This window comes from Luteimonas yindakuii (assembly GCF_004803715.2).
In the GTDB taxonomy this organism is placed as follows: domain Bacteria; phylum Pseudomonadota; class Gammaproteobacteria; order Xanthomonadales; family Xanthomonadaceae; genus Luteimonas; species Luteimonas yindakuii.
This window is the reverse complement of the sequence record NZ_CP039383.2, coordinates 306,727-319,714: the sequence shown is the minus strand read 5'-3', so window position 1 is coordinate 319,714 and position 12,988 is coordinate 306,727. Positions and strand designations below refer to the sequence as shown.

At 67.9% G+C, this 12,988-nt stretch carries 11 protein-coding genes and 1 tRNA gene; 3 read left to right on the top strand and 9 right to left on the bottom strand.

Features of this window, described 5'->3' with window-relative positions; translation table 11 throughout:
• Window positions 1–73: 73 nt before the first annotated feature.
• From E5843_RS01470 to E5843_RS01460, 3 genes are all read right to left on the bottom strand, one after another.
• Entirely contained in the window at window positions 74–553 is a 480-nt protein-coding gene (locus E5843_RS01470; protein ID WP_134675155.1) for a hypothetical protein, read from the bottom strand.
• Between the two features lie 127 nt (window positions 554–680).
• Window positions 681–1,292: a type II toxin-antitoxin system VapC family toxin gene (locus tag E5843_RS01465; RefSeq protein WP_136411610.1), complete on the bottom strand. Its 612-nt coding sequence runs from the start codon at window positions 1,290–1,292 to the stop codon at window positions 681–683.
• An 837-nt stretch (window positions 1,293–2,129) separates the two neighbouring features.
• On the bottom strand, window positions 2,130–3,275 hold the full coding sequence (locus E5843_RS01460; protein ID WP_136411609.1) for a sensor histidine kinase: 1,146 nt from the start codon (window positions 3,273–3,275) through the stop codon (window positions 2,130–2,132).
• Window positions 3,276–3,567: 292 nt separating this feature from the next.
• Between E5843_RS01460 and E5843_RS01455 the strand changes: the two genes are divergently transcribed.
• Window positions 3,568–4,920, top strand: coding sequence for a PQQ-dependent sugar dehydrogenase (locus E5843_RS01455; RefSeq protein ID WP_136411608.1), 1,353 nt, complete (start codon window positions 3,568–3,570; stop codon window positions 4,918–4,920).
• Between the two features lie 95 nt (window positions 4,921–5,015).
• On the opposite strand, the gene E5843_RS01450 is transcribed toward E5843_RS01455, so the two are convergent.
• A complete protein-coding gene (locus E5843_RS01450) occupies window positions 5,016–5,912 on the bottom strand; it encodes a LysR family transcriptional regulator (protein WP_136411607.1) in 897 nt (298 codons plus the stop codon).
• 178 nt (window positions 5,913–6,090) lie between these two features.
• Here E5843_RS01450 and E5843_RS01445 point away from each other — a divergent pair, with 178 nt between their 5' ends.
• Window positions 6,091–6,495, top strand: coding sequence for a DoxX family protein (locus E5843_RS01445; RefSeq protein WP_136411606.1), 405 nt, complete (start codon window positions 6,091–6,093; stop codon window positions 6,493–6,495).
• An 11-nt stretch (window positions 6,496–6,506) separates the two neighbouring features.
• Entirely contained in the window at window positions 6,507–7,220 is a 714-nt protein-coding gene (locus E5843_RS01440) for a pirin family protein (protein ID WP_136411605.1), read from the top strand.
• 17 nt (window positions 7,221–7,237) lie between these two features.
• On the opposite strand, the gene E5843_RS01435 is transcribed toward E5843_RS01440, so the two are convergent.
• From E5843_RS01435 to rpoD, 5 genes are all read right to left on the bottom strand, one after another.
• On the bottom strand, window positions 7,238–8,224 hold the full coding sequence (locus tag E5843_RS01435; RefSeq protein WP_136412992.1) for an LLM class flavin-dependent oxidoreductase: 987 nt from the start codon (window positions 8,222–8,224) through the stop codon (window positions 7,238–7,240).
• Between the two features lie 11 nt (window positions 8,225–8,235).
• Window positions 8,236–9,354 carry a Gfo/Idh/MocA family protein gene (locus tag E5843_RS01430; RefSeq protein WP_136411604.1) on the bottom strand — a complete coding sequence of 373 codons (1,119 nt, stop codon included), beginning with the start codon at window positions 9,352–9,354 and terminating at the stop codon, window positions 8,236–8,238.
• 154 nt (window positions 9,355–9,508) lie between these two features.
• A tRNA-Ile gene (locus E5843_RS01425) sits at window positions 9,509–9,584 on the bottom strand.
• 136 nt (window positions 9,585–9,720) lie between these two features.
• Window positions 9,721–10,614 carry an NAD(P)/FAD-dependent oxidoreductase gene (locus E5843_RS01420; RefSeq protein ID WP_141065581.1) on the bottom strand — a complete coding sequence of 298 codons (894 nt, stop codon included), beginning with the start codon at window positions 10,612–10,614 and terminating at the stop codon, window positions 9,721–9,723.
• Window positions 10,615–10,878: 264 nt separating this feature from the next.
• Window positions 10,879–12,762: an RNA polymerase sigma factor RpoD gene (rpoD, locus tag E5843_RS01415; protein ID WP_134675164.1), complete on the bottom strand. Its 1,884-nt coding sequence runs from the start codon at window positions 12,760–12,762 to the stop codon at window positions 10,879–10,881.
• Window positions 12,763–12,988: the final 226 nt, after the last annotated feature.

Below are 12,988 nucleotides of genomic sequence, written 5' to 3'. Positions count from 1 at the left end.
ACAGCCCGCAGAAAAGAAGAAGCCCCGTTTCCGGGGCTTCTCCATGTGCCGTGTGGCAGCTGCCACGCGCCGGTCAGGCCGCCGGTTCGGGCTCGGCCGCGGCGCGGCTGCTGCTACGCGTAAAGCGCTCCGACAGCGCGTTGCTCAGCGGCTCCAGCCCGCGGCTGCGGCCGCTCACCTTGAGCAGCGCGTAGCCTTCCAGCGCGGTGCTCATCGCATCGCTGCCCAGCGCCATTTCCGAATCCGACATGCGCTGCACCAGCCGCTGCATGCGCGCCATCAGCGGCCGCAGCGCATCGACCGCACGGATGTCGGCCTGTGCCTCGGCCAGGCCCAGCGCCGGCGGCACGATGTCCGGGTTCTGTTCCAGCACCACCAGCGTCTGCCGCACGAAAGCCTCGGACTTGTCGCCCATCTTGGTGAGCCTGCGGCGCGCCGGCGCATCCAGAGCAAGCAACCGCCCAGCCAGGCGCGACTCGATATCGGTAAGCGCCGCGTTGATGGCGGCGGTGTCCTCGGCGGACAGTTCGAGCGAAAGCAGGTTCTGCGTCATGACCATCTCCTTGTCATTGAAACGCCCGGCGCATGCCGGGCGCGGGAATGCTCCGCCGCGTCCATGTGGCGTGTTCCGGGCATGGCCGCCGGAGCGGGGGGATTGTGGCAGAAGAACCCAAGCGCGGTTAGCCAATGGCCGCGCGCTCCTTCATACGTAAAATCTCGACGAGCTCTGATGGAAATACGGGCAGCGAAATCAGGGGTACGCGCGACGTGCGGGTCATGACGTTTACGAACCGCTTGTCTAAGGTCAGGAAAAAGTCGACCCCATTGCGTTCTGCGGTCCAAAGGTGCCAACCGTCCGCGAACTGCGATTCCTCGAGACACGAGCAAATATCTGCGAACCGGTCGAACCTCTCAATACTGTCGAGCTCGAAGGGCGTCAGAGGCCACTTTCGGATGTTCTGCAATTCGCCTCTTTGATACGCCTCCAATAGAAGCTTTAAAAAACTGTTCCTGCAGCTGCTTGAGTTGTAAATGCCAAGCGGCAACGACATGAAGCGGCTCCGTTCGATCGGCGACAACGCATCACGGAACGTGATCGTGCCAACGAGGTCTCCGACTAGCCCTTGGCCGGTCTGAGTTCCGCCCATTTCCTCACCGATGAGCTCATCGCTTCGACAAAGGACAAGCCGCTGATTTTTAACCTGCTCGCAAAGCTCAGGGAGTGCACGTACTTCGCCCGTCCTCCAGCCGGTGGGTTCCTTGCGAGGGACAATATGGGCCACTTGAAACATCCGAGTACTCCCTCCTATTGGAAGGGCGTATGGTTTTTTTACACGAGTCGACTGCGTCATCCATCGCAACACAGACGTATCGAGGAGTGCGCTAATCGCGTCAGTTTTCATTCGATGACTCTTGCTGCCGTTCAGCCCTGTATGTATCTAGCACGATCGTCGTACGCCCCTGAGGCCAGCTGAAGGCTCCGTCCTGTTCCTGCGCGCGGCCGACCAGCATTCCAGCAGCTTTGATAGGCGCTTCTTCCATGGGCCGCGTGCGGTGAAGCGGGTGGCGATGTCATCGATGGACAGCGGCATCGGGTTGCGGCGATGACGTCGGCGATGGCGCGGACCTGGTCGACAGTGTCGTTCGGCCATAGCTGCGGTAGGCCGCTGCTACGGTGGTGATGGCTTCGGCTGCGGTGTCGCCGCTGGTCTCGTTGTAGGTGGCGAAGCGCGCTGGCCGGGCACTGGTTGCTGCGGGCGTGCAGGGGCTTCCGGAACCCGGTGTGCAGCCAGCGGATGTGGCCGCGGGATTTCTCAGCAGCGCATTCGGGGTTGAGGGCGACGAGGCGTTCGAGAACGGCGTCATCGAAGACGCGTCTGGCTTCTTCGCGGGTAGGCATGGGCGTGCCCTCATCCGCCCGTTGGGCACCTTCTCCCGCAGGCGGGAGAAGGGATACGGTGTCGTTGCCGTCGGCGATGCGCAGCAGTGGCGGCAGGCCGGACCATGTCACCCGCAGGCAGCGGACGGGTATCGGTGTCGTTGCTCACGAAGGTCCCCCTGACCCGGTTGCGCGATGCAACGCAGGATACGGCACCGCTGCCGGCCATCCGGCCGGGCGGTGCGACGCATCAGTCGATCAGGGCGTCGTTCGCAGGGGCGGTCGACGGCATGCGCATGGTGAAGGTGGTGCTGTCGCCGGCGGAGCGCACAGTGACTTCGCCGTCATGCGCCCGGACCACCTCGCGCACGACGAACAGGCCCAGGCCGAGGCTGGCGCCGTCCTCCAGCCCGGCGTATTCGGCGCCGCGACGCAGCGGTTCGAACATCGTCGACAGCGTGGCCGCGGGGATGGCATTGCCCATGTTCTCGACGGTCAGCACGATGCCGGCGTCATCCTCGCCGAGGGTGACCCGCACCCGCGCCTGCGCGTCGCCGTGCTTGACCGCGTTGTTCACCAGGTTGGCGAGCGCCTCACGCAGGCGCGATGCATCGACACAGGCCTGCATCCCGTCAGGCGCGTCGAAATCCATCTGCGTGTCCGGCCACGCCATGCGCAGCATCTCGATCTCGTCGCGCAGCTCCTGGGCGAGGTCCGCATCCTTGCGGGTGATGCGGATGCCGACGCCGAGCGAGGTGCGACTGAAATCCAGCAGGTCGTCGAGCAGGGTGGCCATGCGCTCGCCGCTCATGACCAGGCGCTTGGTCAAACGCGACAGCGGTGCTTCCGTGGTCAGCTGCGACATCACGTTGGATGTCAGCAGGATGGCGGTGAGCGGCCCACGCAGGTCGTGGCCAAGCACGCCGAGGAAGATGTTGCGCCAGGTTTCCGCTTCGGTGGCGTAGTAGGCCACCGATTCGGCGATCGCCTGGTCGATGGCCTGGTTGAATCGCATCATGTCTTCGAAGGATTCGGCGGTCACCGTCTTCTGCTCGCTCCACAGGCGCAGCACCGCGGCTCGCAGCACGCGGTATTCGGCGACAAGGTGCTCGATGCTGAAGCCCGACTTCGCGCGCAGCTGGCCATGCCATTGCGCGGGTGACATCGGCGACGTCGCCGGCGTGTCGTGCTCACCCTCGGCCTTCTCGCGCTCCTGCTGCGCGGTCTGGCTGCCACGCAGGTCGGTGACGATGATCCCGAGGATCTGCGGCAGGTGGTCGCGCAGTGTTTCGCTGTCCAGGGCCACCCGGCCCGCGAGCTGGGTGCCGGCAAAGGCCTCCGCTGCGTCGACGATTTCTGTTGCGTTGTCTTCGATGTAATCCGCGAGCCGCATCATTTCCCTCATCCGTCCGCCGGCACTCTTGCTGGCGTCGCGCAGTAATACATGGCCGGCAACACACAAATGTGAACAGGCCGCGGCGCAGGCAGGGCGCGGCGCATCCCCACGGCGGTGGGCCGGCCGGAGCACAGCAGCCGCGGCACCGTAACGGCCGCCGCTACATGCAATCACCGTGTGCTGACCTGCGCGGGCCAACGATCGCCGGTACCACGGGAGGCGGGTGCCATGCCCGCGGCGCCGATGAAGCCGTCCGCGCCTTCCGGTCACGCAACGCTTCAGGAGCGCAGCCATGAACGTCCCACCGCTGTCGCGTCTCGTACAGATTCCGCTGGCCGTGCTGATCCTCGCCGCCTGCGCGCAGGGCGGCGGTGTCCGCACCGGCTCCGGCTCGGCCGTCGGCAGCGACTGGACCGATGACGCGCCCGGCTTCGCCCGCCATATCCGTGCCGCGCACGTGCCCGCGCCTGCGATGGGTCTGGACCCCGAAGGCTCGGTGGCCGGCATCGCCACGGTGGTGCCGCCGGCGGCCGGCGCCTTGCCCGACGTGCCCGACGGCTTCACCGCGGACGTGTTCGCCACCGGCTTCAAGCAGCCGCGCACGCTGCGCACCGCACCCAATGGCGACATCTTCCTGGCCGAGAGCGGCACCGGCCGCGTGCTGGTGTTCCGCGCCGGGGCCACCGGCACGCCGGCGACGCCGGTGGTGTTCGCCGAGGGCCTCGACCGGCCGTACGGCATCGCGTTCGTGCCCGCCACCAACCCGCGCCATGTCTACGTGGCGGCGGCGGACCGGGTGGTGCGCTATCCCTACAACGGCGAGGCCCGCGCCGCGGGACCGGCCGAAGTGATCATCGACGGCATCCCCACCGAGCGTCACTGGACGCGCGACCTCGCGGTCTCGCGCGACGGCCAGCGGCTGTTCGTGTCGATCGGTTCGGGCTCCAACCTCGGCGTCGGCGGCATGCCGGAGATGACGCCGGCACAGATCCAGCAGCACGAGGCCACGCACGGGCGCGGTGCGGCCTGGGGCAAGGAGGAGAACCGCGGCGTGGTCCGCGTGTTCGACGCCGACGGCGGCAACCTGCGCAACTGGGCGACAGGCCTGCGCAACTGCTCGGGCATGGCGATGCAGCCGGGGACCGGCAACCTGTGGTGCGTGGTCAACGAACGCGACCACCTCGGCCCCGACGTGACCCCCGACTTCATGGCGCGCATCGACGACGGCTCGTTCCACGGCTGGCCCTGGTACCACCTCGGCGGCCTCGAGGATCCGGCACTGGCCGGCAAGCGCCCCGACCTCGAGGCGCATGCGCGGATGCCGGACGTGCTGTTCCAGGCGCATTCCTCGGCACTGGCGGTGGCGTTCTACGACCACGCGGCCTTCCCCGCCGAATACCGCGGCGATGCCTTCGTGACCCTGCACGGTTCGCACAGCCGGCCGCGCATGACCGGCTACAAGGTGGTGCGCGTGCGCATGCAGGGCGGCCAGCCGACCGGCGCCTACGAGGACTTCATGACCGGCTTCGTGCTCGACGGCAGCACGGTCTGGGGCCGGCCCGCCGGCGTCACCGTGGACGGTGACGGCGCGCTGCTGGTCAGCGACGACGCCAACGGCGTCATCTACCGGGTGACGCGACGGTAGCCGCGTGACCGTCGCCTGCCGCGGCCACCGCTGTCGGTGGCGGCAGGCGAACGCATCGCACCCTGGCGTCAACGACGGCTGCGTCGCGAGGACAGCTATCCGTCCGCGTGCGGATCCAGCTGCCCGGCGAGGAAGTCGATGAAGCGGCGCGTGCGCAGCGGCACGCGCCGGGTGGCCGCGTAGAGGGCGTTGACCGCGATCGGCGGCGTGCTCCACTCCGACAACACCACCCGCAGGCGTCCGGCATCCAGCGCCCGCTGCACGATGAAGCGCGGCAGCAGGGCGATGCCCATGTCCGCTTCGGCCAGCGTGGACAGCAGATCACCGTTGTCGGCGACCACCGGACCGTCGGTGGAGACGCGCACCGTCTCGCCACCGCGGCTGAGCGGGAGCGTCACTCCGCCCTGCATGCAGCCGTAGTTGAGGAAGGCGTGCGTGGCCAGTGCGTCGGGGGACGCGGGCACGCCGCGGTCGCGCAGGTAGCCTGGAGATGCGACCAGCACGCGCTCCGCCGGCATCAGTCGCCGGGCCACCAGTGACGAATCCACGAGGTCGGCGATGCGGATCGTCACGTCGAAGCCGCCGGCCACCGGGTCGAGCAGCGCATCCGACAGGTGGATCTGCAGCCGCACGTCGGGATGCAGCGCGTGGAAGCCGGGAACCAGCGGCCCCAGCACGTCGATGCCGAACGAGACCGGCGCGTTGACCCGCAACACACCCGCGACCTGCCCGGCACCGGCACGCGCCTGCTCGCCGGCTTCGTCGAAGGCGTCCAGCACCTCGAGTGCGGCTTCGTAGAACCCGGTGCCGGCCTCGGTGAGGTGCAGGCTGCGGGTGGTGCGCATGAGCAGCTGCACGCCCAGCTCGTCCTCCAGCGCGCGGATCTGCTTGCTGACTTTCGAACGCGGCACGTCGAGTTCGCGCGCGGCCGCCGCGAACCCGTTGGCACGCACGGCCACCACGAACGCGCGCATGGAGTCGATCCGGTCCATCCAGCTGTTCCCCCGGGGTTGCCGGGACTATACGGGTCACCCGGACACGCCGCGGCGCGCATTGTCCCCAGAATCGAATCAATCAATCTTCTATCGACGGATTGGTGCAGTTAACGCAACGGTCCAGACTGGCTCCACATCGCGCGGCACGGCCGCCCCATCGCAACGGAGCCATTCCATGAACAACACCGCCATCCTCGCCGGCCGTATCGGCCTCTCGCTGATCTTCATTCTGTCCGGTCTTTCAAAGATCTCCGGCTTCGCCGCCACCCAGGGCTATATGGATTCGATGGGCGTGCCCGGCGCCCTGCTGCCGCTGGTCATCGCGCTCGAGCTCGGGGGTGGCCTCGCCGTCCTGGCAGGCCTGTTCACCCGCTGGGCCGCGTTGGGGCTGGCAGCCTTCTCGGTGGCCAGCGGCCTGCTGTTCCACCTCGACCTTGGCGACGCGAACCAGTTCAACAACCTGTTCAAGAACGTGGCGATGGCCGCTGGCTTCCTGCTGCTGGCCGCCCAAGGCGCAGGCGACTACAGCCTGGACCGCATGCGCCAGACCCGCACATCCATCGGCCACGCCAACGCCTGAGGAGGCCTGCAATGATCACTCTTCGTCCCGCCAATGAACGTGGCCATGCCGATCACGGCTGGCTCGATTCCTGGCACAGCTTTTCCTTCGCCAACTACCACGACCCGCGCCACATGCACTGGGGCCCGCTGCGGGTGATCAACGAGGACCGCGTGGCGCCCGGCCAAGGCTTCGGCACGCATGGCCACCGCGACATGGAGATCATCAGCTACGTGATCGAGGGCGCCCTCGGCCACAAGGACTCGATGGGCAACAGTGCGTCGATCGTCCCCGGTGAAGTGCAGCGGATGAGCGCCGGCCGCGGCATCACCCACTCCGAGTACAACCATGACAGCGAGGGCACCACGCACTTCCTGCAGATCTGGATCATTCCGCAGATCACCGGGATCGCGCCGGGCTACGAGCAGAAGGCGTTTCCGGAAGCAGAGAAGCGCGGCCGCCTGCAGCTGGTGGTGAGCCCCGACGGCCGCGACGCCTCGGTCACCATCCACCAGGACGCGCTGCTGCTTGCGGGCCTGTTCGACGGCGACGAGCACGCCGAATACGCGTTCGCACCCGGTCGCCTCGGCTATGTGCACCTGGTGCGCGGCGAACTGACCGTCAACGGCATCGGCCTTGCCGCCGGCGACGCGCTGAAGCTCGAGGACGAGACGACGCTGACCCTGACGCAGGGACGCGCGGCGGAAGTGCTGGTGTTCGACCTGCCGCCGCTGCAACTGGTCTGATCACGGGCCCGGGGCGTTCAGAGCGCCCCGGCGATCTCCGCGATCATCCGGAAGGAACGCAACCGCAGGTCGAAATCGAACAGGTCGGAGACCACCATCAGCTCGTCGGCGCCGGTGCGCTCGGCCAGCGCTTGCATGCCCGCACGCACGGTCTCCGGGCCGCCGATGATGCTGTGCGCCAGCATCTGCGACGCCTGCGCCTTCTCCTGCGGCGTCCAGTAATCCTCGATGTCGTCGATCGGCGGCTGGGTGAGGTTGCGGGTGCCGCGGAAGATGTCGGTGAACGACATCTGCTGGCTGGTCGCCAGGCGCCGCGCTTCCGCATCGGTGGGCGCGGCGACGATGTTCACGCCAACCAGCGCATAGGGTTTGTCGAGTTGCGGCGACGGCTTGAAGCGTTCGCGATAGATCGCCAGCGCCTGGTCCAGCGCCTGCGGGGCGAAGTGCGAGGCGAAGCCGTACGGCAGCCCGAGTTCGGCGGCGAGCTGCGCACCGAACAGGCTGGAGCCGAGGATCCACAGCGGCACCTCGGTGCCCGACCCCGGCACCGCCTCGATGCGCTGGCCCGGTTGCACCGGCGCCAGCCAGGCCTGCAGCTCCTGCACGTCCTGTGGGAAGTTGTCGGAATTGCCCGGTGGGCGGCGCAACGCGCGCAGGGTCAGCTGGTCGGTTCCCGGCGCACGGCCTAGCCCTAAGTCGATGCGGCCGGGGAACAGCGTCGCCAGCGTGCCGAACTGCTCGGCGATGATGTAGGGCGCGTGGTTGGGCAGCATCACCCCGCCCGCGCCGACGCGGATCCTGCGCGTGCCGGCGGCGACGTGGGCGATCACCAGCGAAGTCGCCGCGGTGGTGACCGCGGGCATGTTGTGGTGCTCGGCGATCCAGAACCGCTCATAGCCCCAGTCCTCGGCCTGGCGGGCGAGTTCGCGTGCCTCGTCGAGCGCGGTACGGCGGTCGCCGCCTTCGCGTACGCGGCCAAGTTCGAGGATCGACAGGCGTGGCATGGCATCGGTACTCATCGGGACAACTCCGGGGAGACTGCGCCGGGCGTGTGCAGGGCGGCGTTACTGCGTTCGATTGCATCGAGGGTTTCGTGCAGCGCGACCGCGTCGTTGAAGCCGGGCGCGGAGCGCGTGCCGGTGCGGATGTCGGCGGCGATCAACGCATAGATGCGGGCGACGTTGCGGGCCATCACGTCGTCCGGCCAGCCTGCGTAGGTACTGGCGGGCGGCATCAGTGGCGTCAGCTCGCTGTCAGTGCCGCGTGCACCGCGCACCGAGAGCTGCGTCAGCTGGGCGTGGCCGCTGGCGGCGGTGACCTGGATATCGCCCTCGGTGCCGTTGATTTCCCACAGCAGGTTGACCCCGCGCGAGACGCCGCCGCGGTAGTGGATCGAGTACGCGGCGCCGCTTTCGAGGGTGCCCTGCACCAGCACCTGGTCCGGCGTGGTCCTGACGATGGTCTCGTCGGTATCAGTGACGTGCGTGCTCGTGCGGCGGACGATCAGCTGCGCCGAAATGCTGGCGAAGTCGCCCAGGACATCGCGGAAGCCCGCGAGCGTATGCCCCAGCGGAATGCTGAGCAGCGTGGCGCCGTTGCGGACATCCTCGAGATAGGCATGCGCGGCATCGGTCTGCCCGGTCCACTGGCCGCCGCTGCCGACCAGCGTCGTCGACAGCACCTGGCCGACATAGCCCTCGGCGATGAGCTGCCGCAGATGCTCGATCTCGGGCGCGACGCGCATCTGCGTGCCGACGGCGGCGACGACGCCACGCGTCCCGGCGAGGTCGGCGAGCTCGCGTGCCTCCGCCAGACCGTTGCCGAGCGGCCATTCGCAATAGACATGCTTGCCGGCGTTCAACGCCGCGCTGACCAGCGCATGGTGGTGCGGCACCTTGACGGTGACGACGACCAGGTCCACCTCCGGCGACTCCACCAGCGCCTGCGCATTCTCGAAGGCATCGCGCAGGCCGAACGCCGCGGCGGCGCGTTGCGCGCTGGCCAGGCTGGTATTGGCAACGCCGACCACCTCGTAGTCGTGCGCGAGGGCGGCCAATGCCGGCATGTGCGCCATCGCAGCCCAGTGGATGCCCGGATTGAGGCCGATGATGCCGACGCGGATTCGCTTGCTCATGGAAGCTCCCGATGGTGAAGGGAAGACCGGAGGCGCCGCTCGCGAAGGGCGGCGGCCATGGCGTCCAGCCAACAGAGGCGTGATGCGGTCGCAGGGTGGCTGCAGCGGCTGACCTGTGCATTCACGAACAGTACGGATCAGCAGGATCCGCGTGTGGTGGGCCCACCAGGATTCGAACCTGGAACCAAAGGATTATGAGTCCTCTGCTCTGACCGTTGAGCTATAGGCCCGGGCGGTGCCGCCGTCGCGCATCTTAGCAGCCGGGTGTGGGGCACCTAGGTCGCGCACCCTCATCCCGCTGCACCGCACGGCAGGCACGCAGGGCCGCCAGACTCCGGGATTGCGGCGTTGGACAGGCGCATGCCCTCAGTCACGCGGCAGCAGCGGCAGGTTGTTGTGCACGTGGGTGGCGGCGACCGCGGCCTGGCCGAACGCCACCGAGATCTGGTTGAGGCCGCTGACGATGTCGCCGATGGCGTAGAGGCCGGGCACGCGGGTCTGCTGGTGCGGGTCGACGCGCAGGTCGCCTTCGTTGGCATCCAGGCCGACACCGGCCAACAGATCGCCATGGCCTTCGTAGCCGAGGTAGGGATAGACCGTGTCGAACACTTCGTCGGTGCCGTCAGCGGCGCGGTAATGGCAGCGTTCGCCGTCGAACTCCAGCGTGCCGCCGGCGGGCAGCACGCGCACGCCGAGTTCCTGCGCCTGCGCGGCGTCCTCGTCGGCAAGATCGCGGTCGCTGGGCAGCAGCGTCACCTGCGGCGAGTACGCGCGCAGGAAGCGCGCATGGCCGACCAGCCCGTCGGCCGGCCCATGGATGCCGATGTGCTGGTCGCGCGCCTCGTAGGCATCGCAGACCGCGCACAGCCGCAACGCGCCACAGGCGATCGCGTCCTCGCACCACGGCACGTCGGGCAGGCGGTCGGCCAGGCCGGTGGCGAGGATGACGTTGCGCGCGTCCCAGTGACGGTCGCCGGCGCTGAGGCGGAAGCCGTCGCCCGTGGCCTCGATGCGTTCGACCCGCGCCTCGACGATGTCGGCCTCGAAGGTCCCGGCCTGCGCGCGCATCTTCGCCAGCAGGTCGCGGCCGGAGACGCCCTGCGGGAAGCCCGGGCAGTTATGGCTCTCGGGGATGTAGCGGGCGCGGCTGTTGCCGGCATCGATGACCACGCAGCTGCGCAGGAAGCGCCGCAGGTAGGTTGCCGCGGTGAGCCCCGCCGGGCCGCCGCCGATGATCGCCACGTCCACCTGGTCTGCCATGCGGGTCTCCTGCGCCGAGGCGCGAGGATGCGCGGGTGGAAGTGATCGGGGCGTGGGGCGGTACCGCGCCGCCCTCGTCCGGCGCTTCGCGCCACCTTCTCCCGCATGCGGGAGAAGGGCGTGGGAGCGGCTTTCCCGTCCCTATCGGTCGTCCTGCCGAACTCTTCCCTGAACGGGAAAGGTGTGTGGTGGCCGGCCTGCGCAGGGGCAGACACGAAAAAGCCCGCGCGAGGCGGGCTTTTCCGGGTACGGCGGTGGCGCGGCTCAGTCGATGTCGAGGAAGCTGCGCAGCTGCTCGGACCGCGACGGGTGGCGCAGCTTGCGCAGCGCCTTGGCCTCGATCTGGCGGATGCGCTCGCGGGTGACGTCGAACTGCTTACCGACTTCCTCGAGGGTGTGGTCGGTGTTCATGTCGATGCCGAAGCGCATGCGCAGCACCTTGGCTTCGCGCGGGGTCAGGCCGGCCAGGACCTCGTGCACGGTTTCCTGCAGGTTGATGTTGGTGGTGGCCTCGACCGGGGACTCCACGTTGGTGTCCTCGATGAAGTCGCCCAGGTGCGAATCCTCGTCGTCGCCGATCGGCGTCTCCATGGAAATCGGCTCCTTGGCGATCTTCATCACCTTGCGGATCTTGTCCTCGGGCATGTCCATCTCCCGGGCCAGCTCCTCCGGCGTCGCCTCGCGGCCGTACTGCTGCAGCATCTGCCGCGAGATGCGGTTCAACTTGTTGATCGTCTCGATCATGTGCACCGGGATGCGGATGGTGCGCGCCTGGTCGGCGATGGAGCGGGTGATCGCCTGGCGGATCCACCAGGTGGCGTAGGTCGAGAACTTGAAGCCGCGGCGGTGCTCGAACTTGTCGACCGCCTTCATCAGGCCGATGTTGCCTTCCTGGATGAGGTCGAGGAACTGCAGGCCACGGTTGGTGTACTTCTTCGCGATCGAGATCACCAGGCGCAGGTTGGCCTCGACCATTTCCTTCTTGGCCTTGCGTGCCTTGGCTTCGCCATAGGCCATCGCACGGTTGATTTCCTTGAGGTCGGTGAGCGTCACGCCCATCGCCTTCTCGGTGGCGATGATGGCTTCCTGCTCGGCGACGATCTGGTCACGCACGTCCTTCAGCGCGGACGACCACTTCTGCTTGCGCTTGATCATCTCGTCGGCCCAGTCCGTATTGGTCTGGTTGCCGTCCCATGCGCGGATGAAGTCCTTGCGCGGCATCTTGGCCACACGGGTGGACAGGTCGAGGATGCGGCGCTCGTGGTCCTTGATCTCGTTGACCACCTCGCGCAGCTTGCGCACCAGGGTGTCCATCAGCGGCAGCGGCAGCTTGAAGGTGACGAAGATCTCCGCCATCTCCTCGCGCAGCTTCATCACCGCCTTGGCGGAGGCGCCGTTCTTGGCGTAGGACTTCTGGAACTTGGTGTAGATGGCCGCCATCGCATCCATGCGGCGCGCGACCTCGGCCGGATCCGGACCCGACGGCGCGGCTTCCTCCGTGGTCTCGGTGGTCGCCTCCTCGTCCTCTTCGGTCTCGGCCTCGGCGTCGGGGTCGGGCGGCGGCGCGTTGGCAGCCTCTTCCTCGGCCGCGGCGGCGAGCGCGTCCTGCTCCTCGATGAGGTCGTTGAAGCCGACCACGATCTCCGGCAGGCGCTTCTTGCCGGCCCTGTGCAGCTCGAAGTCCTCCAGCAGCAGCTGGACCGACCACGGGAAGCTCGCCAGCGCGGCGAGCATCTGGTTCAGGCCTTCCTCGATGCGCTTGGCGATGGCGATCTCGCCCTCGCGCGTCAGCAGCTCGACGGTGCCCATCTCGCGCATGTACATGCGCACCGGGTCGGTGGTGCGGCCGCCCTCGCCGTCAAGCGCGGTCAGGGTGGCGGCGGCCTCTTCGGCGGCGGTGTCGTCGACATCGCGGTTGCCGCTGGCCTCGCCGGCCAGCAGCAGGGTCTCGGCATCGGGCGTGGTCTCGTGGACCTGGATGCCCATGCCATTGATCATGCCGATGATGTCTTCGATCTGCTCCGGATCGACGAGGTCGTCGGGCAGGTGATCGTTGACCTCGGCATAGGTCAGATAGCCCTGCTCCAGGCCCTTGCTGATCAGCTGCTTGATGTCGGACTGCGGCGCCGCCTGACGTTCGTTGGCCATAGAATCGCGCTACCAGAAGATTGGAAAAAAGTGAACCCGTAATTATACCAGCAGCGCCCCGGTTCCCGGTCGAGAAGGGGGCACGGATGCCGCGCGGTTCAGGTCCGCGGCAGGACGATGACGGGGCCTGCGTGGCGGGCCCGGAACAACATATGGGGCCGGATGCTCCCGATTTCCACTGTGCCGCGCAGCATCCGGGTAACCGCGCCTGCTGCACATCGCTGCG

Coding starts and splice junctions, on each gene's coding strand:
- E5843_RS01450 (WP_136411607.1), bottom strand. CDS start 5,912: ATGGACCGGATCGACTCCATGCGCGCGTTCGTGGTGGCCGTGCGTGCC.
- E5843_RS01460 (WP_136411609.1), bottom strand. CDS start 3,275: ATGATGCGGCTCGCGGATTACATCGAAGACAACGCAACAGAAATCGTC.
- E5843_RS01430 (WP_136411604.1), bottom strand. CDS start 9,354: ATGAGCAAGCGAATCCGCGTCGGCATCATCGGCCTCAATCCGGGCATC.
- rpoD (WP_134675164.1), bottom strand. CDS start 12,762: ATGGCCAACGAACGTCAGGCGGCGCCGCAGTCCGACATCAAGCAGCTG.
- E5843_RS01465 (WP_136411610.1), bottom strand. CDS start 1,292: ATGTTTCAAGTGGCCCATATTGTCCCTCGCAAGGAACCCACCGGCTGG.
- E5843_RS01440 (WP_136411605.1), top strand. CDS start 6,507: ATGATCACTCTTCGTCCCGCCAATGAACGTGGCCATGCCGATCACGGC.
- E5843_RS01445 (WP_136411606.1), top strand. CDS start 6,091: ATGAACAACACCGCCATCCTCGCCGGCCGTATCGGCCTCTCGCTGATC.
- E5843_RS01435 (WP_136412992.1), bottom strand. CDS start 8,224: ATGCCACGCCTGTCGATCCTCGAACTTGGCCGCGTACGCGAAGGCGGC.
- E5843_RS01470 (WP_134675155.1), bottom strand. CDS start 553: ATGACGCAGAACCTGCTTTCGCTCGAACTGTCCGCCGAGGACACCGCC.
- E5843_RS01455 (WP_136411608.1), top strand. CDS start 3,568: ATGAACGTCCCACCGCTGTCGCGTCTCGTACAGATTCCGCTGGCCGTG.
- E5843_RS01420 (WP_141065581.1), bottom strand. CDS start 10,614: ATGGCAGACCAGGTGGACGTGGCGATCATCGGCGGCGGCCCGGCGGGG.